Source organism: Streptomyces sp. NPDC005393 (assembly GCF_040606675.1).
Taxonomy (GTDB): domain Bacteria; phylum Actinomycetota; class Actinomycetes; order Streptomycetales; family Streptomycetaceae; genus Streptomyces.
The window spans coordinates 35,532-59,415 of the sequence record NZ_JBEXFG010000019.1 but is presented as its reverse complement, the minus strand read 5'-3'; the positions used below and the strand labels follow the sequence as shown (position 1 = coordinate 59,415).

The window sequence follows — 23,884 nt, the reverse complement described above, 5'->3', positions numbered from 1 at the left end:
TAGTACCCAGGAGAGTAAACAGACCGGTATACCCATCGCCCACCGGAACGAGGACATCCCATGCCTGTCAGTGCGGTCACCTCCATCGGGCTCGTCGTGATGTGGAGCTCCGGCTTCATCGGGGCCGAGCTCGGCACCCGGCAGGCCCCCGCGGACACCCTGCTGATGTGGCGCTTCCTCGTGGCCGCCGTCCTCCTGTACGGCGCCTGGCTGCTGCTGCGACGGCGCAGGCTGTCCCCGCGCGCCATGGCCGAGCAGGCGGCGATCGGCGCGCTCTCGCAGGGCGGCTACCTGGGCGGGATCGTGTGGGCCGTCGGGCTCGGCGTACCGTCCGGCACCGCCGCGCTGATCGCCGCGTTGCAGCCGCTCGCGGCGGGCGCGCTGGCCGGGCGGCTGCTCGGGGAGACGGTCAGCCCGCGCCAGTGGGCCGGGCTCGCGATCGGGCTGGGCGGGGTCGCGCTCGTCGTACGGGACGATCTGTCGGCAGGGCCGGACGCGGCACCGGGGTGGGCATACGGGCTGCCGTTCGCGGCCATGGCGGCGCTGCTGGGCGCGAGCTTCCTCGAACGGCGGGCGCGGGCGCCGCTCGCGCCCGTGGACGCCGTCCCCCTCCACTGCGTCACCAGCGCCCTGCTGTTCACCGCGATCGCCGTGGTGGGCGGCCATGCCGCGCCTCCGACGGGCGGTGCCTTCTGGGCGGCGGTGGCCTGGACCGTTCTGTTGTCCACGGTGGGGGGCTACGGCTTCTACTGGCTCAGCCTGCGGCGCAGCGGCGTCACCCGCACCAGCGCGCTGATCTATCTGACCCCGCCGACCACCGTGGTGTGGGCGTACGCGATGTTCGGCGACGCGCCGGGGGCGGTGGCCCTGGTCGGCATGGCGGTCTGTGTGCTCGGGGTGACGGCCGCCGCCCACCGATCCGACCGGCCTGTTCAGCCGGCCGATGGCTCCGCGAAGGAGCTGCCCCCGGACGGGCAGATCGACTGGCCTATCCCAGGAACGCCGCGGTCGTCGCCACGAACCGGTCGGCATCGTCAAGCCACGGGACGTGCCCGGCCCCGGGCTGAATGACCAGCTCGGCGTGGGGAAACAGCCCGGAGAACTCGGCCATCGCGGGAGGAGGAGAATTCAGATCGGCCTCCCCGGCGAGCAGGAGCACCGGCGAGGCGAACCGCGCGAGTGCCGCGCGGGTGGCGTCCGGGTCGAAGGCGCCGTCGGCGCCGAAGACAGCAGCGGCCTCGTCGTTCCTCTGCTCATCGCCGGCAGCCTGATGGGCCTGAGCCGCCTCGTCCCAGCGACCGTAGGAGAACGGGGCGATGGCCTGGCAGCTGTCGTCGGTCGCCTTGCCCTGCACAATCGCTTCCAGGGCCGCGAACGCCGCCGGGAACCACGGCTCGTCCCGGCGGAGCCGGGCCGTCTCGAGCCGGACGTCTGCGGTGACCGTGATACCGACGGCCCTGACGCTCGGCGTGATCAGCGCGAGCTTGCCGACGCGCTCCGGATGGCGGCCCGCGTACAGCACCGCCGGATTCGCGCCAGCGGAATGCGCGAGCAGGTCCATGCGATCGAGGCCCAGATGCTCGCGCAGGGCGTCCACGTCATCGACGAGCCGGTCGCAGCGGTAGGAGCCGACCTCCTCCGGTATCGCTGACTGACCGGTGCCCCGAAGATCCAGCATGATCAACTGCCGGTGCGCGGACAGCCCGCCGAGATCCCCGAGGTATGCCGAGTCCTGCATCGGCCCACCGGGCAGGCAGACCACCGGCGGGCCGTCTCCGAACACGTGGTAGGCAAGCTTGGTTCCGTCGTGCGCGGAGAAGGTAGGCATGGCCAAAACCCTGTCAGCGGCGTGCGGACAGGGCAACTGGGTTTCTGACCTGCGTGAGGGACGTCAGCCGCACTGCCAGGTGAACATGGCCGCCTCGAAGCGGCCCGCGGCAAGGTCGTCCGGGCGGATCAGCCAGTACAAGGCTCCCGCGTCGCCCCACATCATGTCCGCGTCCTCGTCCGAGTCGAACTGCGCGAGCAGCACCCAGCGCTGCGCCTCCTCCTCGATACGCGGATCCCGCCACGGCACATCACCGCCCAGCGCGCCGTGGGCCACCTCGATCTCCACGGCGTCCTGAACGCACTGCGCATGGCCGCCGATCTGATGCGCGGTGCCGCTCTGGTGGTCCCGGAGTGCCCTCTCGAACGCGTCCGGGAGGTCGGACGGACCGAACGCGGCCTGCTTCAGCGCGAGTGACGCGAAGTCGGGGGCGCTCGGCTCCATCCGGACGGTCAGCGGCACCGCCGGGTACGGGGTGAGACCGGCCGGCGCGGGCCGCTCGGGCGCCTCGGCGGACTCGGGCGGCAGGTGGATGACGCGGGCACCCGCCCAGGTGTCCGGGTCGGCGGTGTCCACCAGGGCGTCGTCGTCCTCGTCGCCGTAGTAGAAGAAGGCCAGCCAGCCGTCCGTGGGGAGCGGTATGTCCAGTTCGCCGGTGGGCAGCGCGGCGCAGTCGACCGCCGCCACGAAGCCCAGCGGTCCGTGCCCCTCCCATACCGGCCACTCCGTGCCCTCGGGCAGCCGGGGCAGCCCGCCGAGCCGGCCGACGACCGGATCGCCGGCGTGGGCCCTCCGCAGGTGGGCCGCCGGGCGCAGCAGACCGGCCCAGCGGTCGGCGAGGTCGGCGGGCAGATGGGCGTGGGCCAGGGTGCGCAGCGCGTCAGGGGCGGGCGTGGCGATCGTCATGCGCGCCATGATGGCGGGCGCCACTGACAACGGCGGCAGGGACCACCGTGGTGGTGACGACCGCGGCAGGCAAGGAGTGGGTCAAGGAACCGTAAAGCGGGGCTGTTCGTTACCCCGGACATGACCGCTATGACTCCCGGCTCGAACATCCCCCTCTCCGTCACGCGCGTGGCGGTTGACGTCACCGCGCCCGTGCGGCTCGACGTATCGGGCCTGCTGCTCACCGCCGACGGCAAGGTCCGCTCGGACGACGACTTCGTCTTCTACAACCAGCCCACCGGGTCCGGGGTGGCCCACCGCGCCGGGGCCGAGGGCGTGGGTGACACGATCAGCGTCGACACCGCCGCCGTCCCCGCCGACATCGACAAGATCGTGGTGACGGCGAGCCTGGACACGCCCGGTGCGACCTTCGCGGGCACCGAGCCGACCGCCACCGTGCGCGGCGCGGACGACGGTGCCGTGATCGCGACCTTCACCCCGCCGCGGCTCGGCTCCGAGACCGCGCTCGTGGTCGTGGAGGTCTACCGGCGCAATGGCGCATGGAAGGTCCGCGCGGTCGGGCAGGGGTATGCGAACGGGCTGGCGGGCATCGCCACCGACTTCGGCGTCTCGGTCGAGGAGCCCGCCGCGCCGGCCGCGCACGCCACCCAGACGCCGCCCCCGCCGAGCGGCCCGCCCGCCGGTTTCCAGCCCCCGCCGCCCATGCCGACCGCGCCCCCGCCCGCCGCGCCCGCCGCCCCGGCGCCGGCCACCGGGAAGATCAACCTGGACAAGGGCCGCGTCAACCTCCAGAAGAACCAGACGGTCTCCCTGGTCAAGGGCGGCCGCCCGCTGCTCAGCTCCGTGAAGATGGGCCTCGGCTGGGAGCCCGCCTTCCGCGGCGCGGACATCGACCTCGACGCGTCCGTGATCGCCTTCGGTGCCGACCGCAAGAAGATCGACGCCTGCTTCTTCGGCAAGCTCGCCATCCTCAACGGCGCCATCCAGCACTCGGGCGACAACCTCACCGGCGAGGGCGGCGGCGACGACGAGACCATCACCGTCCACCTCGGCGGCCTCCCGCCCGAGGTCACCGGCCTGGTCTTCACGGTCAACTCCTTCTCCGGCCAAAAGTTCACCGACGTGGCCAAGGCGTACTGCCGCCTGATCGACGCCGGGACGGGCGAGGAACTGGTCCGCTTCGACATCACCCACGCCGAGCCGCGCACGGGCCTGATGATGGCGAAGTTGATCAAGCAGTTCTCGGGCGAGTGGGAAATGACGGCGATGGGCGAGTACGTGGACTCACGCACCGTGCGCGGCATGGTCAAGCCTGCCGGAAAGGCCCTCTGAGCCCGCAGCGGATGGCCCTGCCCCCCGGGGGCAGGGCCAGGCCGAAAACGCGCGCGAGACGATGCCCTCCTGAAGCTCTCCAGCCGCATCCGGATGCTTCTGCAGGAACGCCGCCGGCTGGATCATCAGCTCACTGCGCAGCCGTTCCTCGACCGGACCGCGCTCACTCTCAGCGCTCTCGACGAGCCGCAGACGCGCCGCGTCGATCAGACATCAGACGCAACTCCTGCTCGGACCGCTCCCGCCCCTGCCGGGTGCGGGAGCGGTCCAGAACGATGGCGGGTCGGGAGGATTCCCGAGCCCGGTACGCATCAGCCGCGCTGGCGGCGCCAGGGGCCGGTGATCGCGAGCATGATGCCCGGCGTCTGGATGTTGGCGTAGAGGGTGCGGCCGTCGGGCGAGAAGCAGACCCCGGTGAACTCGCTGAACTCCGGCTTGTCCGCCGCGCCGATGTTGAGCTCGTTGCGCGCGATCGGGTACGTCCGCCCGTTCTCGGTGGCCCCGAAGAGGTGCTGGACGCCCTCGCCGTCCTCGGCGATGACCAGACCGCCGTAGGGCGAGACGGTGATGTTGTCCGGGCCGTCGAAGGCGCCGTCCTTGGCGGGGTCGGGGTTGACGGCGAGCAGCACCTTGAGGGTCAGGGTGCGCCGCTTGGGGTCGTAGAACCAGACCTGTCCGTCGTGCTGGACCGGGCTCTCGTCACGGGCGAACGAGGAGACGATGTACGCGCCGCCGTCCGCCCACCACATGCCCTCCAGCTTGCGCGCGCGGGTGATCTCGCCGTCGGCGAACTGCTTGCGCACCGGCACCGACTTCGCGTCGCGGTCCAGCACCGCCTCCCAGTCGACGCCGTAGACCGTGCCGGTCTTGGTGGCGCGCGAGAGGTCGTCCACGAACTTGCCGCCGGAGTCGTAGCACTTGGGCGCCTGGAGCACGCCCGCGTCGTCGGCCAGCGTGCGCAGCTGTCCGCGCCCGTGCCGGAAGCCGTGCGGCGGCACCCACCGGTAGAAGAGGCCGTTCGGGCCGGAGGCGTCTTCGGTGAGGTAGAGATGGCCGCGCTTGGGGTCGACCACGACGGCCTCATGGGCGTACCGGCCGAGGGCCTTGATGGGCTTCGGGTTCCGGTTGGCCCCGCGGTCGTGCGGGTCCACCTCGAAGACGTAGCCGTGGTCCTTGGTCATACCGTGCTGGCCGGCCTTGTCCTCGGTCTCCTCGCAGGTCAGCCAGGTGCCCCAGGGAGTGCGCCCGCCCGCGCAGTTGGTGGAGGTGCCCGCGATGCCGACCCACTCGGTGACATGGTCGCCGTGCTTGGAGACCTCGACCACGGTGCAGCCGCCGGAGGCCGCCGGGTCGTAGACCAGGCCCTCGGCCAGCGGCACCGGATGCGGCCAGTCCGAGCGGGGGCCCTTCAGCTCGTGGTTGTTGACGAGCAGCGTCGCGCCGCGCGTGCCCTCGAAGGTGGCGGTGCCGTCGTGGTTGGACGGGGTGGACTCGCCCGACTCCAGCGTCGTCTCACCGGTGCGGGTGATGATCCGGTAGCTGAACCCCTCGGGCAGGGCCAGGATGCCCTTCGGGTCGGCGACGAGCGGGCCGTAGCCGAGCGCACCGCCAGGGCCGTGGTGGTCGCTCTGGTCGCTCTCGTCGGCGGCGAGCGCGCCGGGCGCGGTGGCGAGCACACCGGCGCTGCCGACGAGGGCGACCCCGGCCCCGGTGTACGCGGAACGCTTGGCGAAGTCTCTTCGAGTGAGCGGCATGTCATCTCCTGAGCGGCGGGGACGGTCCTCCGGACTGCGGGCACAGATTCGCGTCCCCGACCGAACAGCAGTTGAACGAGACGCGACATCGATGGGCCAATGGGCCGTCGGCCCACGACGTCGGGCGCGCCTGACGTCATCGGACTTGCCCTGCCGGGGCTCCGCCCCCTGCCCCCGCTCCTCAGTCGGGGCTCCGCCCCGGGCCCCGGACGCCCTTCGGCCGTGTTCTCGAACGCCGGACGGGCTGGATCCTGCCCGGCCGGGCTCGATCGGTCTCCTGGCGCCCCAGGAGCGGGGCAGGGGCGGAACCCCGGCGGGGTTCCGGGCTCACGGCGTCAAGCGGCTACGGCGTCAGGCCCGTGAGCGTGCCTTGAAGGCCGCCTTGCGGGCCTCCTTGGCCGCCTTCTTGTCCGGGTGCAGCCGGCCCATCGCCTCCAGGACCTCCGCGGTCGCCGGGTGGTCCACCCGCCAGGCCGAGTCGAAGAAGCTCCCGGTCTGGTCGACCAGGCCCCGCACCAGATCCCGCAGCTCCTCGGAGTCGCCCTCGGTGGCGAGCTGCGCCGCGAGGGTGTCCACGGTCAGCCAGAAGACCATCTCCTCCGACGGCTCCGGAACGCCCGCCGCGCCGTGCTCTGCCAGCCAGACCCGGGCGAGCCCGCCCAGGTGCCGGTCGTCCAGCACCTCGCGCAGCGCGGGCTCGGCCGCCCCGCCGACCAGCGAGAGCGTCTGCTGACAGGTGAGGCGGCGCAGCGGCGCGTCCTCGTCGTCGCCGCGCGCGGCGGCCAGCAGCTCGCGGGCGGCGTCCTCGGACGTACGGCGCGCGAGCCACTGTTCGGCCTCGGCGTGCGCGGCGGGCTCGGGGTGGCCGGGCAGGGCGCCGAGCAGGACGTCGGCGCCCTGGTCGGCCAGATCGCCGACGACCGGGGCGGCGATGCCCGCCTCGACCATTCGGGACCGTACGGCGTAGACGCCGAGCGGGGTGAGCCGGACCATGCCGTAGCGGGAGACGTCCTCCTCGTCGTCGGCGGTCTGCGCGGCGTCGGGGTCGTGGATCCGGCCCTCGCCGTCGACCTCCTCGATGAGCGCCTCGTCCACCGGCTGGTAGTCGATGAGACCGGTCGGCGCGAGCAGCCGGAACTGGTCGTCCAGCCGCACCATCGCCTCGGAGACCTCTTCGAGGATGTCGTCGGTGGGCTCCTCCATGTCATCCGGGACGATCATGGAGGCGACGAGCGCGGGCAGCGGCACGGAGCCGACGGCCGCCTCCTCGTCCAGGGCGGTCAGCAGATACAGATTGCCGAGCACCCCATCGAGGAACTCGGCCTCCTCCTCCGGGTTCCAGTCGATCGCGTCGAGGTCGAGCTCACCGCCCTCGCTGATCTGGTCCACGATGTCGCCGAGGTCGGGGGCGGCGGCGTCGGCCAGCACCGTCTCGAATCCGTCGAGCCAGATGTCCAGGACGTCCTGGGGGCTGCCCCGGGTGATCAGAGCGAGCTCCTCTCCGCTGACCGCGACGGCGGACGGCTCGTTCTCGTTCTCGTCCTCGCCCTCGTCCTCGCCCTCGCCCTCGGTGGACGCCCCGGGCGCGTCGAACTCCTGGATCTCGACCAGCCCGGTATCGACGGCCAGCTGCCACGCCTGTGCCGTGTACTCGGGCCCGTCCTCGTCCGCCGTGAGCCCCAGCAGCTCGACCGCCGCCCGCAGCTCATCCGCCGGCAGCACCCCGCCCGACCCCACCGGCTTCCCCGGCTCGACCCAGCGGGCGAGCCGCACCGCACGGGCGAGGAGCGGCGCGGCGAGCGCGTCCCGCGCGAGTTCCGCGTCGGTGCGCAGCCGCACGGGCGGCATGGTGGGGCGGTCTTCGGGCATGGGCGGAGTCATCTCCTCGAGGGTGCGGTTATCACGGGCACGGGTGGGTACGCAGGGCCCGGCCCTGGGGCGCGTCTCGCGGACCATGCCGGGCTCGCGGGGTCTGCTCCGTAAGACGCCCCCCAGCGTAGACGGAAGACAGCGGCACTTTCGTCCCGATGTGGCCCCGCGGGACGCCAACTGGTGAATTCTGCCATGGACCGCCAGGTCGGCCCGGGGCGCCGGGTCGTTCAGAAGTTCCCGGTTCATGCGTCCGACCGGTGCCGTACATCGTTCCGCCCTTGACAACTGCCGTGGCAAGGCAAGACATTGACGCGCGTAGAGGCCCACTTTCCCTCTGTTCACTCCTTTCCGGAGGCCACCACCATGTCCCCTCGCGCCCTGCGCGGACCCGTCGCCGTCACCGCCGTCGCCGCCTCCGCCCTCGCGGCCGGGCTGCTCGTCGCGCCGTCGTCCTCGGCTGCCGCCGCCGAGACCCGTATCCACGACATCCAGGGCAGCACCCGAATATCCCCGCTGGCCGGAAAGCAGGTGACCGACGTCCCCGGCACGGTCACGGCGATACGCGCCTTCGGCTCGTCGCGCGGCTTCTGGATCCAGGACGCCAAGCCCGACCGTGACCCGGCCACCAGCGAGGCGGTCTTCGTCTTCACCGGTTCCACCACGCCCTCCCTCACCGTGGGAGACACGGTGCTGGTCTCCGGGACGGTGTCCGAGTACTACCCGGGCGGCGCCGACGCCGGTCTGCAGTCGCTGACCGAGATCTCCAAGGCGACCTGGACGGTCCAGTCCTCCGGCGACGCGCTGCCCGCCGCCTTCAAGCTGAACCCCCAGGCCGTCCCCAACCGGTACGCGCCGGACGCCGAGGGCGGCTCCATCGAGGGGCTGACGCTGCGGCTCCGCTCGTACGCGCTGGACCGCTACGAGTCCCTGGAGGGCATGCGGGTCTCGGTCGCGGACGCGCCCGTGGTCGGCGCGACCAACACCTACAAGGAGCTGTGGGTCACCGCCGAGCCCCACCACAAGCGCACCGCGCGCGGCGGTGCCCTCTACGACGCGTACCGCGATCCGAACGCCGGCCGGGTGAAGGTCGTCTCCCTCCTCCCGTACGCCCAGCACCCGTTCCCCGTCGCGGACGTGGGCGACGAGCTGACCGGCACCACCGCGGGCCCGCTGGACTACGACAACTTCGGCGGCTACACGATCGCGGCCACCGCGCTCGGCGACCTCGCCGACCACGGCCTGGAGCGGGAGCGGACGCGCGCGCAGAAGTCCGACGAACTCTCCCTCGCCACCTACAACGTGGAGAACCTCTCCCCCAAGACCGCGCAGTCGAAGTTCGACCGGCTCGCCTCGGCTCTGGTCGACAACCTCGCCTCGCCCGACATCGTCGCGGTGGAGGAGGTCCAGGACGACAACGGCGCGACCAATGACGCGGTCGTGAGCGCCGGCGCCACGCTCAGGAAGCTCACCGACGCCATCGCGGCGGCCGGAGGTCCCTCGTACGAGTGGCGCCAGATCGACCCGGTGGACGACCAGGACGGCGGACAGCCGGGCGGCAACATCCGGGTCGCCTTCCTCTACAACCCCGAGCGGGTCTCCTTCACCGACATCCCGGGCGGCGACTCCACCACGCCGGTGAAGGTCGTGGCGAAGGGCGGGACGGCCACCCTGTCGGCCTCCCCGGGCCGTATCGACCCGGCGAACGGCGTCTGGAAGGACAGCCGCAAGCCGCTCGTCGGGCAGTTCTCCTTCCGCGGCCGCCCGGTCTTCCTGGTCGCCAACCACTTCAACTCCAAGGGCGGCGACCAGGGCCTGGACAGCCGCTTCCAGCCCCCCGCCCGCTCCTCGGAGACCCAGCGCACCGGCCAGGCCACGGCGGTCAACACCTTCGTCAAGCAGCTGCTGGCCACCGACCCGAAGGCCGCGGTCGTCGTCGCGGGCGACCTCAACGACTACCAGTTCTCGCCCGCGCTGGCCGACCTCACCCAGGGCGGGGTGCTGACCGACCTGGTCACCGGGGTGCCGCGCGCTGAGCGCTACGGCTATGTCTACAGCGGCAACTCGCAGGTGCTGGACCACATCCTCACCAGCCGCGCCCTGCGCCGCCCCGACTACGACATCGTCCACATCAACGCCGAGTTCTCCGACCAGTCCAGCGACCACGACCCGCAGGTGGTGCGGGTGCGCCCCTGATTAAGGTGGCCCGGAGCCCGGCCGGCACCCGTCCGGGCTCCGGAGCGCGAACACCAGCGGGGAACACATGTCTGCGAGCGGACGACGGTGGATGATCACGTTGGCGACCCTCGGCGGGGCGCTCGCCCTGGTCATGGGCTTTCTGGCCCTGATCCTCGGCTCGCAGGACAGCGACGCCCGACCCTAGGCACTCGACCGCGCCGAACAGCGCGCCCACCTCTCCCCCGGCCAGAACCCCCAGGCCGGCCGCTACTACATCCCGGACGCGGGCCGCTCCACCGAGCACACCGCGTATCTGCGCTACCGGCTCCTCGGCGGACAGGACAGCAACCCCAAGGACTTCTGCCGCACCTACCGGATCACCGGCCCGGGACGGACCGACGCCCCCATTCGCCGGGACGTCGCCGACGGGCTGGGGGCCACGGTCCCGGCCCGCGCGGACATCGCCTTCACCGATCGCGACGGCGGCGTACGCCAGCAGGTGTACGCCGGCAGGTGTACACCGTCTACGCCGGCCCGGACGGCGGCAGCAGCGATGCCGAGCGGTTCGGGGAAGCGGGAGCCCGTGTCTTCGTCCGCGCCCAAACCCCGTAGCGACGGCGCCCAGCTGCTCGCCACCCACCTCGTCGATCACGTACACCTCCCGCCGGACCCCGCTGACCGACGCGATGATGTCGGACCTGCCCGGCACGGTCACCGCCAAGGCGCTGCTGGACGCGCTCGGGCTGCCCGCGGGGCCGGTCCGTCCGCCGCTGCTCGCGGCGGACGCGGGCGTGGCGGCCGGCCTGGTCGACGCCTGGAAGCGGGCGGCGGCCGGCCGGCCGGCCGCCGGTGATCTGAAGCGATCAGTCGTTGCTGTGCAGCGCCGCGTTGAGCCCGCCCCACGAGCCGGTGCGCGGCAGGGCCTCGACCGTGCCGGTGATGGAGTTGCGGCGGAAGAGGAGGTTGTTGGCGCCGGACACGTCCAGCGCCTTGATGATCTTGCCGTCGGGCAGCGTGACCCGGGTGCCCGCGGTCACGTACAGGCCCGCCTCCACGATGCAGTCGTCGCCGAGCGAGATGCCGATGCCCGCCTCGGCGCCCAGCAGGCAGCGCTCGCCGATCGTGACGGTCTGCTTGCCCCCGCCGGACAGGGTGCCCATGATCGACGCGCCGCCGCCGATGTCGGAGCCGTCACCGACCACGACGCCGGCGCTGATCCGGCCCTCGACCATGGAGGTGCCGAGCGTTCCGGAGTTGAAGTTGACGAAGCCCTCGTGCATCACGGTGGTGCCGGCGGCGAGATGCGCGCCGAGCCGTACGCGGTCGGCGTCACCGATGCGGACCCCGGCCGGGACCACGTAGTCGGTCATCCGCGGGAACTTGTCGACACTGGTCACCGACAGCTGGAGCCCCTCGGCGCGGGCGGCCAGCCGGGCCCGCTCCACCTGGTCGGCGGCGACGGGGCCGAGCGAGGTCCAGGCGACGTTGGCGAGCAGGCCGAACTGGCCGTCCAGGCTCAGGCCGTGCGGCTTGACCAGCCGGTGGCTGAGCAGGTGCAGCCGGAGGTACACGTCATGCGCGTCCAGGGGCTTGTCGTCGAGCGAGCCGATGACCGTGCGGACGGCCACGACCTCGACCCCACGGCGCGGGTCCGGGCCGAGAGCCTTGGGGGCGGCGTCGCCCAGCAGTCGCGCGGTGCGCTCGGCGTCGAGCCGCTCGGTCCCGGCCGGACCGGGCTCATCGGTCAGCTCGGGGGCCGGGAACCAGGTGTCGAGAACGGTGCCGTCCTCGGTGAGCGTGGCGAGACCGGCGGCGACGGCGCCGGTGGCGGTGGTGCGAGTGGTGGCTGCTGCATCGGTCATGGTCAGAACGCTAACCGGAGGCGGGCCCGGGAGGCGAACCGGTCTCATCGAACAGACACGGCCCGCCCCCGGTTCCCGTGCGGCCCGGGGGCTCAGGGGCGCCGGCCGTCGCCGTCGACCAGGGCCTGTTGCCTGATGGTGCTGGAGATGACCACGTCACCGGCCGTCCACTTGTCCTCGGGGCCGCCGTTGCCGCCGTCCCGGTCGCGGACCGCGATTTGCCGGTTCCCGACGTACGCGAAGCTCTGCGGGTCGTAGGCATCTGGCTCCGAAAACCGCGTATGTCCACTGCCCGTCGTGGGGCCGCGGGTCCGGCATCTTCTCCACCGTGTCGGCCACCTGCCGCAGCGTCTCGGCCAGCGGCCGACGGGTGGCCTCGGCCGCGACCCGTCTGTCGGCCCGCTCGACCCAGGACGGGATCGGTGTGTCATCCCCTGTTCCCCGGACGCGGCGAACGGGTTCACGATGCCCCGTCAGCCCTGTCAGCCCCGTCAGCCCGTCAGCCCGTCAGCCCCTCAGCCCGTCACCCTCGCGAACGCGGCCCGCGCCTCCTCCCGTTCGAACGGCCGCCCGGTCAGCAGGATCTGCAGCAGCAGCCCGTCGAACAACGCCCCCAACGCCCGCGCGACGCCGAGATCCCCGGTGCGCCGGGCCAACAGCGCGGCCATCTCGTCGAGATACGCGGCGGCGATGGGCCGCGCCGCCTCCCGGCGCAGTGCCGCGAGATACAGCTCGGACTCCAGCTCCAGCCGGGTCCGGTCCCCGGCCAGCAACTCTTCCATCAGCCGCGCCAGCTCATCCGCGAGCGGCACCCCGGGGTCGGCGTCGCGCTCCCAGCGCTCCATATCGGCCAGCCACTCGGCGCTGACCTGCCGGAGCGCGGCGACCAGCAGATCGTCCAACGTCGCGAAGTGATACGTCGTCGACCCCAGCGGCACATCCGCCTCGGCCGCCACGGCCCGATGGCTCAACCCCCCGATCCCCCGCTCCCCCACCACCGCGATCGCCGCGTCGATGATCCGCTGCCGCCGCCCGGGATCGTAGCGCCGCCCCATCAGTGCGCCCCGCCGAGATTCAGCACGATCACACCGGCGATCACCAGCAGCACCCCGATCACCTTCGCGGCGGTCACCGCCTCCCCGAGAAAGACCATGCCGATCGCGGCGATGACAGCGGTCCCGGCCCCGGCCCATATGGCGTACGCGGTGCCCACCGACACCGTCTTGAGCGTCTGCGCGAGCAGCGCGAAGGCAATGACATACCCCACCGTCGTCCCGACCGAGGGCCAGGGCTTGCTGAAGCCGTCGCTGTACTTCATCGAGGTGGTCGCGAGGATCTCGGCCAGGATCGCCCCGGAGAGCATCACATATCCCATGCGTACGATCGTACGCAACGATGCGTACGGCTGTACACATCAATATCCCGGCCGGATACGCGAAGCGGCCCCCGCGGGTGCGCGGGGGCCGCTCTTGGCCTGGAGAAGGCGGACGTCTCAGACGTTGAAGCCGAGCGCGCGGAGCTGCTCGCGGCCCTCGTCGGTGATCTTGTCCGGGCCCCACGGCGGCATCCAGACCCAGTTGATCCGGAGCTCGTTGACGATGCCGTCGGTCGCGGACTTCGCCTGGTCCTCGATGACGTCGGTCAGCGGACAGGCCGCCGAGGTGAGCGTCATGTCGATGGTGGCGATGTTGGCGTCGTCGATGTGGATGCCGTAGATCAGACCGAGGTTGACGACGTCGATGCCCAGCTCGGGGTCGACGACGTCGTACAGGGCCTCGCGGACCTCTTCCTCGCTGGCAGGCTTGGTGGTCGTTTCGACGTTGTCGGTCATGCGGTCTTCCCTCCGGCGGTCTCGCCCAGTGCCTGAGCCGTCGCGTCCTTCCACGCCATCCAGCTCAGCAGGGCACATTTCACCCGGGCCGGGTACTTGGAGACGCCGGCGAACGCGATCGCGTCCTCCAGCACCTCCTCCATCGCGTCGTCCGGCTCGGCCTGGCCCTTGGACTGCATCAGTTCCAGAAACGCCGCCTGGATCCTGCGAGCGTCGCTCAGCTCCTTGCCCACCAGCAATTCGTTGAGCACGGACGCGCTGGCCTGGCTGATCGAACAGCCCTGGCCCTCGTAGCTCACGTCCTCGATCGTCTCGCCGTCAAGCCGCACACGGAGCGTGATCTCGTCACCGCATGTCGGATTGACATGGTGTACCTCGGCGTCGCCGTCCCGCAGTCCCCGGCCATGGGGGTGTTTGTAGTGGTCCAGGATGACGTCCTGGTACATCGAATCCAGCTTCACGCGCAGCCCCTACCCGAAGAAGTTCCGTACGTGCTCCAGGCCCTCCACCAAGGCGTCGACCTCGGCCGGAGTGGAGTACAGATAGAACGACGCTCGCGTGGTCGCAGGAATTCCATAGCGCAGGCAGACGGGGCGGGCGCAGTGGTGGCCGACCCGGACCGCGATGGCCTGCTCGTCGAGGACCTGGCCCACATCGTGGGGGTGGATGTCGCCGAGCGTGAAGGAGATCGTGGCGCCGCGCTCCTCGGCCGTGGTGGGGCCGATGATGCGCAGACCGGGGACCTCCAGAAGCCTGCCGACCGCGTAGTGGGTCAGGGCGTGCTCATGGCGGCTGATGTTGTCCATGCCGATCGAGGTGAGGTAGTCCACGGCCGCGCCGAGGCCGACGGCCTGGGCGATCGGGGGCGTACCCGCCTCGAACTTGTGCGGCGCCGGGGCGTACGTCGAGGAGTGCATCGAGACGGTCTCGATCATCTCGCCGCCGCCGAGGAACGGAGGCAGGTCCTCCAGCAGCTCCTGGCGGCCCCACAGCACACCGATGCCGGTCGGGCCGCACATCTTGTGGCCGGTGAAGGCCACGAAGTCGGCCTGGAGCGCCTGGACGTCCAGCTCCATATGCGGGGCGGCCTGGGAGGCGTCGATGACGACGAGGGCGCCGACGTCCTGCGCACGGCGGACGATCGCCTCGACCGGGTTGACCGTGCCCAGGATGTTGGAGACCAGGACGAACGAGACGACCTTGGTCTTCTCGGTGATGACCTGCTCTATCTCGGACAGGTCGAGACGGCCGTCCTCGGTGAGGCCGAACCACTTCAGCTTCGCGCCGGTGCGCTGCGCGAGCAGCTGCCACGGAACGATGTTGGAGTGGTGCTCCATCTCGGTGATGACGATCTCGGTGTCGCGGTCCACCCGGTAGGGCTCATCGGCCCAGCCGAGCATGTTGGCGACGAGGTTCAGCGACTCCGACGCGTTCTTGGTGAAGATCACCTCGTCGCGGCTGGGAGCGTTGATGAAGGCGGCGACCTTGTCGCGGGCGCCCTCGTACAGCGCCGTGGCCTCCTCGGCGAGCACATGGACGCCACGGTGCACATTGGCGTTGTAGCGCTCGTAGTACGTGTTCAGCGCGTCCAGCACCTGGCGCGGCTTCTGGGATGTCGCCGCGTTGTCCAGGTAGACGAGCTTCTTCCCGTCGTGGACGACGCGGTCCAGAATCGGGAAGTCCTTACGGATCGCCTCGGTGTCGAGGAGGCCCGGCAGCTGTGTCATGTCCCTGTGCCTCCGTTCGTTACGCCGCCTGAGCGGCCGATGTGATCACTCACTCGTCGCGCCGCCCTTCACATACTGCTCGTAGCCCTCTTCCTCCAGCTTGTCGGCGAGCTCCGCACCGCCGGACTCGGCGATCCGGCCCGCCGCGAAGACGTGGACGTAATCGGGCTTGATGTAGCGCAGGATGCGGGTGTAGTGCGTGATCAGCAGGGTGCCGACCTGGCCGGACTCCCGGACCCGGTTGACGCCCTCGGAGACCACGCGCAGCGCGTCGACGTCCAGACCGGAGTCGGTCTCGTCGAGGATCGCGATGGCCGGCTTCAGCAGCTCCAGCTGAAGGATCTCGTGGCGCTTCTTCTCACCGCCGGAGAAGCCCTCGTTGACATTCCGCTCGGCGAAGGACGGGTCGATGTGAAGGCGCTCCATGGCCTCCTTGACCTCCTTCACCCAGGTGCGCAGCTTCGGGGCCTCGCCACGGATGGCGGTCGCGGAGGTGCGCAGGAAGTTGGAGACGGAGACGCCGGGGACCTCGACCGGGTACTGCATGGCGAGGAAGACACCGGCGCGGGCGCGCTCGTCGACGGACATCTCCAGCACGTTCTCACCGTCGAGGGTGACGGTGCCGCCGGTGATCGTGTACTTCGGGTGGCCGGCGAGCGAGTAGGCCAGGGTGGACTTGCCGGAGCCGTTGGGGCCCATGATGGCGTGCGTCTCGCCCTGCTTAACGGTCAGGTCGACGCCGCGCAGAATCTCGCGGGGGCCGCCCTCGGCCTCGACGGAGACGTGCAGGTCGTGAATCTCAAGCGTTGCCATGGGTGCCTCAGGACTCCTGGGTGACGGAGACGAGCACGTCGTCCCCTTCGATCTTTACGGGGTATACGGCGATCGGCCGCGTCGCGGGAAGGCCGGACGGCTTGCCGGTGCGCAGGTCGAAGCTGGAGCCGTGCAGCCAGCACTCGATCTGGCAGTCCTCCACCTCGCCCTCGGACAGCGAGACATTCGCATGCGAGCAGATGTCGTTGACGGCGAACACCTCGCCCTCGGTGCGCACCAGCGCGATGGGCACGCCCTCGAGCTCGACCCGCTTGGGGGTGCCGTCCTCGAGCTCGTCCAGCGAGCAGGCGCGTACGAAGGTCGTCATCCTACGGATGCCTCCAGCTCCGCCTCGATCTTGGCGATCAGACGCTCCTCCAGCTCGGGGAGCCCGATCTGCTGGACGAGCTCGGCGAAGAAGCCGCGGACGACCAGACGGCGGGCCTCGTCGGCCGGGATGCCGCGGGCCATCAGATAGAACAGCTGCTCGTCCTCGAAGCGGCCGGTCGCGCTCGCGTGACCGGCGCCGACGATCTCGCCGGTCTCGATCTCCAGGTTCGGCACCGAGTCGACGCGGGCGCCGTCGGTGAGGACCAGGTTGCGGTTGAGCTCGTAGGTGTCGGTGCCCTCGGCGGCGGCGCGGATCAGCACATCGCCGATCCAGACCGCGTGGGCGTCCTTGCCCTGCAGCGCGCCCTTGTAGGCCACATTGCTGCGGCAGTGCGGGGTGTCGTGGTCGATGAAGAGCCGGTGCTCCTGGTGCTGGCCGTTGTCGGTGAAGTACAGGCCGTAGAGCTCCGCCTCACCGCCCGGGGCGCCGTAGACGACGCGCGGGCTGAGCCGCACCAGATCGCCGCCGAAGGTGACGACCACGGACTTGAAGGTGGCGTCCCGGCCGACCAGCGCGGTGTGCTGGCCGGCGTGAACGGCGGTGTCGTCCCAGTCCTGGACGGAGACCACGGTGAGCTTGGCGCCGTCGCCGATCAGGTACTCGATGTTGGCGGCGAGCGTCGCGTCACCGGTGTGGTCGATGACCACGACCGCCTCGGCGAAGGCACCGACCTCCACGACCTGGTGGCCGTAGGCGGTGCCGCCCTCGCCGTGCACGGAGATCCGCACCGGCTCGGTCAGCACCATCTCCTTGGGCACGGAGACGACCGACGCCTTCTCGAAGGAGCTGTATGCCTGGGCCGCGACCCGGTCCACCGGCTTACCGGCCTTGCCCAGACGCGCGTCGGTGCGGTCCACGGTCTCGACGGTGACGCCCTCGGGGGCGGTCACCTCGACCCGCAGCCCGCCGGTGGCCTCCGCGGTGCCGTCGTGGAGACCGCGCAGCCGCTCCAGTGGGGTGAACCGCCAGTCCTCCTCGCGGCCATGGGGCACCGGGAAGTCGGCCACGTCGTATGACGCGGGGGCGCTCACCCGCGCATCGGTGGGCTGGCCCACCTGGATGACGCCGTCCGTGGTGGATCCGGCCGGAATGGTTTCAGCCATGGCTGTCGTACTGCTCGCTTTCTCTGCCTGATGGGGCCTGAACGGGTGTCCCGCCGGGGACGGTGCCCCCGGCGGGGAGGGCGGTGGCGTCAGCCGACCGCGCCCTCCATCTGCAGCTCGATCAGCCGGTTGAGCTCCAGCGCGTACTCCATGGGCAGCTCGCGCGCGATCGGCTCCACGAAGCCGCGCACGATCATCGCCATGGCCTCGTCCTCGGACAGACCGCGGCTCCTGAGGTAGAAGAGCTGGTCGTCGCTGACCTTCGAGACGGTCGCCTCGTGGCCCATGGACACATCGTCCTCGCGGACATCCACATACGGGTAGGTGTCCGAGCGCGAGATGGTGTCGACCAGCAGGGCGTCACAGAGCACATTGGACTTGGAGCCCTCGGCGCCCTCGCCGATCTCGATCAGACCGCGGTAGGAGGTGCGGCCACCGCCGCGCGCCACCGACTTGGAGACGATGTTCGAGGAGGTGTTGGGCGCCATGTGCACCATCTTGGCGCCGGCGTCCTGGTGCTGGCCCTCACCCGCGAAGGCGATCGACAGGGTCTCGCCCTTGGCGTGCTCGCCCATCAGGTAGACGGCGGGGTACTTCATGGTCACCTTGGAGCCGATGTTGCCGTCGACCCACTCCATGGTCGCCCCCTCGTACGCCACGGCGCGCTTGGTGACGAGGTTGTAGACGTTGTTCGACCAGTTCTGAATGGTCGTGTAGCGGCAGCGGGCGCCCTTCTTGACGATGATCTCGACGACCGCGGAGTGCAGCGAGTCCGACTTGTAGATCGGCGCGGTGCAGCCCTCGACGTAGTGGACGTACGCGTCCTCGTCGACGATGATCAGCGTCCGCTCGAACTGGCCCATGTTCTCGGTGTTGATCCGGAAGTAGGCCTGCAGCGGGATCTCCACGTGCACGCCCTTCGGCACGTAGATGAACGAGCCGCCGGACCACACCGCCGTGTTCAGCGAGGCGAACTTGTTGTCGCCCGCCGGGATCACGGTGCCGAAGTACTCCTGGAAGAGCTCCGGGTGCTCCTTGAGCGCGGTGTCGGTGTCCTGGAAGATGACGCCCTGCTCCTCCAGGTCCTCACGGATCTGGTGGTAGACGACCTCGGACTCGTACTGGGCCGCGACACCCGCGACGAGGCGCTGCTTCTCGGCCTCGGGGATGCCCAGCTTGTCGTACGTGTTCTTGATGTCCTCGGGCAGCTCATCCCAGGAGGCGGCCTGCTGCTCCGTGGAGCGGACGAAGTACTTGATGTTGTCGAAGTCGATGCCGGACAGGTCCGAGCCCCAGGTGGGCATGGGCTTCTTGCCGAAGAGCTTCAGGCCCTTCAGCCGGAGCTTCAGCATCCACTCCGGCTCGGACTTCTTCGCCGAGATGTCGCGGACGACGTCCTCGGAGAGGCCGCGCTTGGCCGAGGCTCCGGCCAGGTCGGAGTCGGCCCAGCCGTACTCGTAGGTGCCCAGGCCCTCGAGCTCGGGGTGAGCGGTCTCCGTGGGGAGAGTCATTCGGGGTTCCTCCCGGCCGTGGTGGCAGATGCTGTGGTGGGCTTGATGGTGCTGGGGTCGGTCTTCTCAACCGGGGTGCCGGTCTTCGGAATGAACGTCGTGCACACTCCGTCGCCATGGGCGATGGTGGCCAGACGCTGCACATGAGTCCCGAGCAGCTGGGAGAAGACCTCGGTCTCCGCCTCACACAGCTGCGGATATCGCTCGGCTGCGTGGGCGACCGGGCAGTGGTGCTGGCAGAGCTGTTCGCCGACCGGCGCGCTGCGCGCCGTAGCAGCGTACCCGTCCGCGGAGAGTGCGCCGGCGAGGGCCGCCGTACGGCCACCGGGGGCGGCGGCCTCCACGGCGCCGCGGTACCCCTCCGCCTGGGCGGCGAGCCTGGCGCGCGCGAACGCCGCGACCGCGGCCCGGCCCGCTTCGCCGCCTCCGGCGCTCTGCTCGATCCAGCGCAGGGCGTCGACGGCCAGCTTGTCGTAGGCCTGGTCGAAGGCGTCACGACCGCAGTCGGTGACCGCGAAGACCTTGGCCGGGCGGCCGCGCCCCCGCGCCCCGTACACCCTCTTCTCGCGGGGCTCGACGACGCCGTCGGCGACGAGGGTGTCGAGGTGGCGGCGCACGGCCGCCTGGGTCAGCTCCAGCCGCTGCGCCAGCTCGGCGGCGGTGGACGGGCCATGGTCGAGGATGGAACGCGCCACCCGGTTACGGGTGCCGTGCTGCTCCTCGGGCGCGGGCGTGGGCGTGGCAGACCGCGCGGCCGTCTCGGCCGCGCGTCCCCTCGGAGCCTCGCTCGCATATTTCACAACGCCATTGTTGCGTAATTCCCCGGCAAACGACAACCGAGTACATCAGGGGTTCCGGTGGGGTGCGTCACTTAGGCACTCCTAAGTCCACCTGCGGTAACGCGGCCGTGGGACGAGAGCTTCCGGCCCTGCCGCCCACGGCGCCCCCGGCGATTCGTAGACTGCCGGACATGCGAGATGAGCCCGCGGTCGACATCGTCGGCCTGGTCAAGCGGTACGGGTCGAAGACCGCGGTCGACGGGCTCGACCTGTCCGTCGCGCGCGGCACCGTGAGCGCCGTCCTCGGCCCCAACGGAGCCGGCAAGACCACCACCGTCGAGACCTGCGAGGGGTACCGCCGCCCCGACGCCGGCACGGTCCGGATATTCGGGCTCGACCCGGTCGCGGACGCGCCCACGCTGCGCCCGCGCATCGGCGTGATGCTCCAGTCCGGAGGCGTTTATTCCGGTGCGCGCGCAGAAGAGATGCTGCGCCACACCGCCTCCCTGCACGCCCAGCCCGTGGACGTCGGTCTGCTGATCGAGCGGCTCGGCCTCGGCTCCTGCGGCCGGACGACCTACCGGCGGCTCTCCGGCGGCCAGCAGCAGCGGCTCGCCCTCGCCATGGCCGTCGTCGGCCGCCCCGAGCTGGTCTTCCTCGACGAGCCGACCGCCGGACTCGACCCCCAGGCCCGCCGCGCCACCTGGGACCTCATCCGCGATCTGCGCGACGACGGGGTCACCGTGGTCCTGACGACGCACTATATGGACGAGGCCGAGCAGCTCGCCGACGATGTCGCGATCATCGACGGCGGCAAGGTCATCGCCCAGGGCACCCCCGAGCAGCTGTGCCGCGGCGGCGCCGAGAACACCCTGCGCTTCACCGGCCGCCCCGCGCTCGATGTGGCCTCGCTGCTCAAGGCGCTGCCCGCCGACAGCACGGCCGCCGAGCTGACCTCCGGGTCGTACCGGATCACCGGCAAGGTCAACCCCCAGATGCTGGCGACCGTCACCTCCTGGTGCGCGCAGAACGGGGTGATGCCGGACCGGATCTCGGTCGAACGGCACACCCTTGAGGACGTCTTCCTGGAGCTCACCGGTAAGGAGCTGCGAGCGTGACCGCCACGGGCACTTTCCTCCCGAAGCCGGGGGCGGCGCCGCTGCTCCGGATGATCCGGGCGCAGGCCGCGCTGGAGACCCGGATGCTGCTGCGCAACGGCGAGCAGCTGCTGCTGACCGTGGTCATCCCGTCCCTGGTGCTGGTGCTGTTCAGCAGCGTCGACATCGTCGACACAGGCGCGGACGGCAGCGCGGTGGACTTCCTGGCGCCCGGCGTCCTGGCGCTGGCCGTGCTCTCCACGGCGTTCACCGGACAGGCCATCGCGACCGGCTTCGAGCGGCGCTACGGCGTGCTCAAGCGGCTCGCCGTCTCCCCGCTGCCGCGGTGGGCGCTGATGGCCGCCAAGACCTGCGCGGTCCTGGTCACCGAGATGATGCAGATCGCCCTGCTGACGGCGATCGCGCTGGCGCTCGGCTGGTCGCCGCACGGCAACCCACTGGCCGTCGTCCTGCTGCTGATCCTCGGCACCGCGGCGTTCTCCGGCCTCGGCCTGCTCATGGCGGGCACCCTGAAGGCCGAGGCGACCCTGGCCGCGGCCAATCTCGTCTTCCTGCTGCTGCTCGTGGCCGGCGGGGTGATCGTGTCGCTGGACAAGTTCCCGGGCGCGGTACGGGGCGTACTGGAGCTGCTGCCGATCTCCGCCCTCTCGGGCGGGCTGCGGGACGTGCTCCGGGACGGCGCCCCGGTGCCCTGGCGCGACGTGGGGATCCTGGCGGTGTGGGCGGTGCTGGGGCTGGGCGCGGCGGCGCGTTTCTTCCGCTGGGAATAGGTGGTTCTCCCCTGGCCCCGCACCCCTCGTGAAAAGCTGCACAAGCTGCCGCCTACGATGGGCCCGTGCCCACTTCGCTGAACCCCTTCGAGCTCATCGCCCGGCGCTGGCAGCCCTCCGCGCGCTTTGTGGAGCGCGCCGCGCTGGCCACCGTGGTGATGGCCGTGGTCATCGTGGTGACCGGCGGCGCGGTCCGGCTCACCCAGTCCGGCCTCGGCTGTGACACCTGGCCGAAGTGCACCTCCGGGAGCCTGACGCCGACCGCCGAGATGGGCATCAACGGCATCATCGAGTTCAGCAACCGCATGCTGACGTACGTCCTGTGCGCGGTCGTGGGTGTGCTGATCATCGCCGCCCGCGCCCGTACGCCGGTGCGCACCTCGCTCACCAGGCTCGGCTGGGCGCAGTTCTGGATCGTCATGGGCAACGCCGTTGTCGGCGGCATCACGGTCCTCACCGGACTCAACCCGTACATCGTCAGCTCGCACTTCCTGCTGTCCACCGCGCTCCTTACGGTCGCCGTGCTGACCTGGTGGCGGGCGCGGGAGGGTGACGCCGAGCCGCGCGAGCTGGTCGCCCGGCCGGTACGCCAGCTGGCCTGGCTGCTGGTCGCCGCGACCGGCGTGCTCATCGTCATCGGCACGGTGGTGACCGGAGCCGGTCCGCACGCCGGTGATGCCCATAAGGTGCACCGGATCCCGCTGGACTGGCAGGAGATCACCCAGCTGCACGTGGACTTCGTCTACATCGTGCTGGGCCTGACCGCCGCCCTGTGGTTCACCCTGCGCGCCGTGAAGGCCCCGGCCGTCCCGCGCCGTACGGTGCTGGAGCTGCTCGCCGTCCTGCTGCTGCAGGGCGTGATCGGCTACGTCCAGTACTTCACCCATCTGCCCGAGGTCGTCGTCGGCATCCACATGTTCGGCTCCTGCCTGGTGTGGATCGCGGCGCTGCGGATGCTGCTCTCGCTGCGCGAGCGCGCCGGGCTTCCGGCTTCCGTGCCCTCCCCGGCGGGGGACCACGAGACGGTTCAGCCCGAGCCCGCCGCGTCCAGCCGGTAGATCCGGCGCGCGGTGCCGGCCGCGACCAGCCCGGCGATCCGCCGCGCCTCGGACCGGGTGCAGATGCCGTCGGCGACCCACTCGGCCGCCAGTCGCGACATGGCCCGGACGAACAGCCGGGACGCGGTCACATACAGCTCGGGCAGCGCCCGCGCGCCCGTCGAGAAGAGCAGCTTGCCGAACGGCGCCTCGCCCAGCGTCTCCCCGGGCCGCGGTCCCGCGTCCGCGTAGACATGCGGAAAGGCCGCGGCCAGCTGCGCGGCCCGCCGGTGGTGCGGCCGCTCGGGCAGCAGCACCAGATCGGTGCCGAAGCCGGCCGTGGCGCGCAGGAAGCCGAGGAGCGGCTGCGGGTCGCCGCAGTGCAGCTGAACCGGCAGACCGGTCGCGACGGCGCTCCACAGCAGATGCTGGGCGAGCGCGGGGTCGGTGGCGCGGTGCCCGGCCGCCGGGCGGCCGGTGAGCCAGCGGGCGGTCGCGCGCCGCACCTCGCGCGGGTCCGGCGGGGTCTCGTCGCAGAAGGTGATGCCCATGGCGAAGGCGGTCGCGTGCTGGGCGGCCGCGTACAGCGCCTCGGCGGTGTTGCCGATGAACGAGTCGACGGTGCCCGAGGTGTCCGCCACCTGCTCGGCCAGCGGTTCGAGCCGGACGACCTCATGGACCCGGCCGTCGGCCGCCGCGGCCAGCTCGGCGGGCGAGGTGAGGTCGTTGGGCGTGCCGGACTCCAGCAGGAAGGTGCCGATGCCCGCGCCGCGCAGCAGCAGCCGGGCGGCGCGGTAGGCGCCCAGCTCACGGCGGCGGGCGAGATAGCTGACGGGCGTGCAGTGGGGTTCCATGCCGAGCAGCGGGGGGCACCAGCGGCGCACGGCAAGCCCCGTCCAGCTGTCGAAGAAGGTGGTGCCGGCCGGGGCCGCGCCCGATCCGGCGGCGCCGGCCAGATGGGTTTCGAACGAGCCGATCCCGAGCTCTCCGTGGACCGTCCCGTGGCTGTGCTGGTCGACCAGCGGTGGCAGGGCGGCCAGGCCCGCCACCGGGCCCGGTCCGTCCCGGGGGACCG

The 23,884-nt window shown here is 71.2% G+C and carries 22 protein-coding genes and 1 pseudogene; 7 read left to right on the top strand and 16 right to left on the bottom strand.

Translation table 11 applies throughout. From position 1 onward, the window contains the following. The first annotated feature begins 60 nt into the window (after window positions 1–60). Window positions 61–1,071 carry a DMT family transporter gene (locus ABZS71_RS17985; protein ID WP_356211145.1) on the top strand — a complete coding sequence of 337 codons (1,011 nt, stop codon included), beginning with the start codon at window positions 61–63 and terminating at the stop codon, window positions 1,069–1,071. Here ABZS71_RS17985 and ABZS71_RS17980 read toward each other — a convergent pair. Both ABZS71_RS17980 and ABZS71_RS17975 read right to left on the bottom strand, forming a co-directional pair. After that, on the bottom strand, window positions 989–1,828 hold the full coding sequence (locus tag ABZS71_RS17980) for an alpha/beta hydrolase (protein WP_356211142.1): 840 nt from the start codon (window positions 1,826–1,828) through the stop codon (window positions 989–991). The two genes, ABZS71_RS17985 and ABZS71_RS17980, sit on opposite strands and share 83 nt — an antisense overlap. Window positions 1,829–1,891: 63 nt before the next feature. Further along, window positions 1,892–2,734: a YwqG family protein gene (locus tag ABZS71_RS17975; protein ID WP_356211139.1), complete on the bottom strand. Its 843-nt coding sequence runs from the start codon at window positions 2,732–2,734 to the stop codon at window positions 1,892–1,894. A 129-nt stretch (window positions 2,735–2,863) separates the two neighbouring features. Here ABZS71_RS17975 and ABZS71_RS17970 point away from each other — a divergent pair, with 129 nt between their 5' ends. Then, window positions 2,864–4,066, top strand: a complete 1,203-nt coding sequence (locus ABZS71_RS17970) for a TerD family protein (RefSeq protein ID WP_356211251.1) — start codon at window positions 2,864–2,866, stop codon at window positions 4,064–4,066. Between the two features lie 311 nt (window positions 4,067–4,377). Here ABZS71_RS17970 and ABZS71_RS17965 read toward each other — a convergent pair whose 3' ends face one another. Beyond that, the gene (locus tag ABZS71_RS17965) at window positions 4,378–5,820 is read right to left on the bottom strand and encodes an alkaline phosphatase PhoX (RefSeq protein ID WP_356211136.1); all 1,443 of its coding nucleotides are present in this window, start codon (window positions 5,818–5,820) and stop codon (window positions 4,378–4,380) included. A 351-nt stretch (window positions 5,821–6,171) separates the two neighbouring features. Then, on the bottom strand, window positions 6,172–7,689 hold the full coding sequence (locus tag ABZS71_RS17960) for a hypothetical protein (RefSeq protein WP_356211133.1): 1,518 nt from the start codon (window positions 7,687–7,689) through the stop codon (window positions 6,172–6,174). A gap of 366 nt (window positions 7,690–8,055) precedes the next feature. Here ABZS71_RS17960 and ABZS71_RS17955 point away from each other — a divergent pair, with 366 nt between their 5' ends. Next, window positions 8,056–9,885 carry an endonuclease/exonuclease/phosphatase family protein gene (locus tag ABZS71_RS17955; RefSeq protein WP_356211130.1) on the top strand — a complete coding sequence of 610 codons (1,830 nt, stop codon included), beginning with the start codon at window positions 8,056–8,058 and terminating at the stop codon, window positions 9,883–9,885. A gap of 653 nt (window positions 9,886–10,538) precedes the next feature. Further along, window positions 10,539–10,652: pseudogene (locus ABZS71_RS17950) on the top strand (4-hydroxy-tetrahydrodipicolinate synthase); the annotation flags it as partial. A gap of 78 nt (window positions 10,653–10,730) precedes the next feature. Here ABZS71_RS17950 and dapD read toward each other — a convergent pair. The 11 genes from dapD to ABZS71_RS17895 all read right to left on the bottom strand — a co-directional run bounded on the left by dapD (window position 10,731) and on the right by ABZS71_RS17895 (window position 19,905). Beyond that, window positions 10,731–11,729, bottom strand: a complete 999-nt coding sequence (gene dapD, locus ABZS71_RS17945) for a 2,3,4,5-tetrahydropyridine-2,6-dicarboxylate N-succinyltransferase (RefSeq protein WP_356211127.1) — start codon at window positions 11,727–11,729, stop codon at window positions 10,731–10,733. Window positions 11,730–12,244: 515 nt separating this feature from the next. Beyond that, window positions 12,245–12,784: a TetR family transcriptional regulator gene (locus ABZS71_RS17940; RefSeq protein ID WP_355847228.1), complete on the bottom strand. Its 540-nt coding sequence runs from the start codon at window positions 12,782–12,784 to the stop codon at window positions 12,245–12,247. Beyond that, entirely contained in the window at window positions 12,784–13,104 is a 321-nt protein-coding gene (locus ABZS71_RS17935; protein WP_355847225.1) for a multidrug efflux SMR transporter, read from the bottom strand. Before ABZS71_RS17935 ends, ABZS71_RS17940 begins: the two co-directional genes overlap by 1 nt. A 117-nt stretch (window positions 13,105–13,221) precedes the next feature. Beyond that, window positions 13,222–13,560: a metal-sulfur cluster assembly factor gene (locus tag ABZS71_RS17930; protein ID WP_356211123.1), complete on the bottom strand. Its 339-nt coding sequence runs from the start codon at window positions 13,558–13,560 to the stop codon at window positions 13,222–13,224. Further along, window positions 13,557–14,021, bottom strand: coding sequence for a Fe-S cluster assembly sulfur transfer protein SufU (sufU, locus tag ABZS71_RS17925; RefSeq protein ID WP_355847219.1), 465 nt, complete (start codon window positions 14,019–14,021; stop codon window positions 13,557–13,559). Before sufU ends, ABZS71_RS17930 begins: the two co-directional genes overlap by 4 nt. A gap of 9 nt (window positions 14,022–14,030) precedes the next feature. Further along, complete coding sequence (locus tag ABZS71_RS17920; RefSeq protein WP_355847216.1) at window positions 14,031–15,287, bottom strand: cysteine desulfurase; 1,257 nt, start codon at window positions 15,285–15,287, stop codon at window positions 14,031–14,033. Window positions 15,288–15,332: 45 nt separating this feature from the next. After that, complete coding sequence (gene sufC, locus ABZS71_RS17915; RefSeq protein WP_356211120.1) at window positions 15,333–16,100, bottom strand: Fe-S cluster assembly ATPase SufC; 768 nt, start codon at window positions 16,098–16,100, stop codon at window positions 15,333–15,335. Window positions 16,101–16,107: 7 nt separating this feature from the next. Then, entirely contained in the window at window positions 16,108–16,428 is a 321-nt protein-coding gene (locus tag ABZS71_RS17910; RefSeq protein WP_356211117.1) for a bifunctional 3-phenylpropionate/cinnamic acid dioxygenase ferredoxin subunit, read from the bottom strand. Continuing rightward, a complete protein-coding gene (gene sufD, locus ABZS71_RS17905; RefSeq protein WP_355847207.1) occupies window positions 16,425–17,594 on the bottom strand; it encodes a Fe-S cluster assembly protein SufD in 1,170 nt (389 codons plus the stop codon). Before sufD ends, ABZS71_RS17910 begins: the two co-directional genes overlap by 4 nt. 89 nt (window positions 17,595–17,683) lie before the next feature. Next, window positions 17,684–19,105, bottom strand: a complete 1,422-nt coding sequence (sufB, locus tag ABZS71_RS17900; RefSeq protein ID WP_355847204.1) for a Fe-S cluster assembly protein SufB — start codon at window positions 19,103–19,105, stop codon at window positions 17,684–17,686. Further along, window positions 19,102–19,905 carry a helix-turn-helix domain-containing protein gene (locus ABZS71_RS17895; RefSeq protein WP_356211114.1) on the bottom strand — a complete coding sequence of 268 codons (804 nt, stop codon included), beginning with the start codon at window positions 19,903–19,905 and terminating at the stop codon, window positions 19,102–19,104. The genes sufB and ABZS71_RS17895 overlap by 4 nt, the downstream gene beginning before the upstream one ends. Before the next feature lie 170 nt (window positions 19,906–20,075). On the opposite strand from ABZS71_RS17895, the gene ABZS71_RS17890 reads away from it, so the two are divergent. From ABZS71_RS17890 to ABZS71_RS17880, 3 genes are all read left to right on the top strand, one after another. After that, window positions 20,076–21,002: an ABC transporter ATP-binding protein gene (locus ABZS71_RS17890; protein WP_356211111.1), complete on the top strand. Its 927-nt coding sequence runs from the start codon at window positions 20,076–20,078 to the stop codon at window positions 21,000–21,002. Further along, window positions 20,999–21,772 carry an ABC transporter permease gene (locus ABZS71_RS17885; RefSeq protein ID WP_356211108.1) on the top strand — a complete coding sequence of 258 codons (774 nt, stop codon included), beginning with the start codon at window positions 20,999–21,001 and terminating at the stop codon, window positions 21,770–21,772. Before ABZS71_RS17890 ends, ABZS71_RS17885 begins: the two co-directional genes overlap by 4 nt. 65 nt (window positions 21,773–21,837) lie before the next feature. Next, window positions 21,838–22,830 (top strand): COX15/CtaA family protein, encoded by a 993-nt coding sequence (locus ABZS71_RS17880; RefSeq protein ID WP_356211105.1) that lies wholly within the window; start codon window positions 21,838–21,840, stop codon window positions 22,828–22,830. On the opposite strand, the gene ABZS71_RS17875 is transcribed toward ABZS71_RS17880, so the two are convergent. Continuing rightward, window positions 22,800–23,849, bottom strand: a complete 1,050-nt coding sequence (locus ABZS71_RS17875; RefSeq protein ID WP_356211249.1) for an amidohydrolase — start codon at window positions 23,847–23,849, stop codon at window positions 22,800–22,802. The two genes, ABZS71_RS17880 and ABZS71_RS17875, sit on opposite strands and share 31 nt — an antisense overlap. Window positions 23,850–23,884 lie beyond the last annotated feature (35 nt).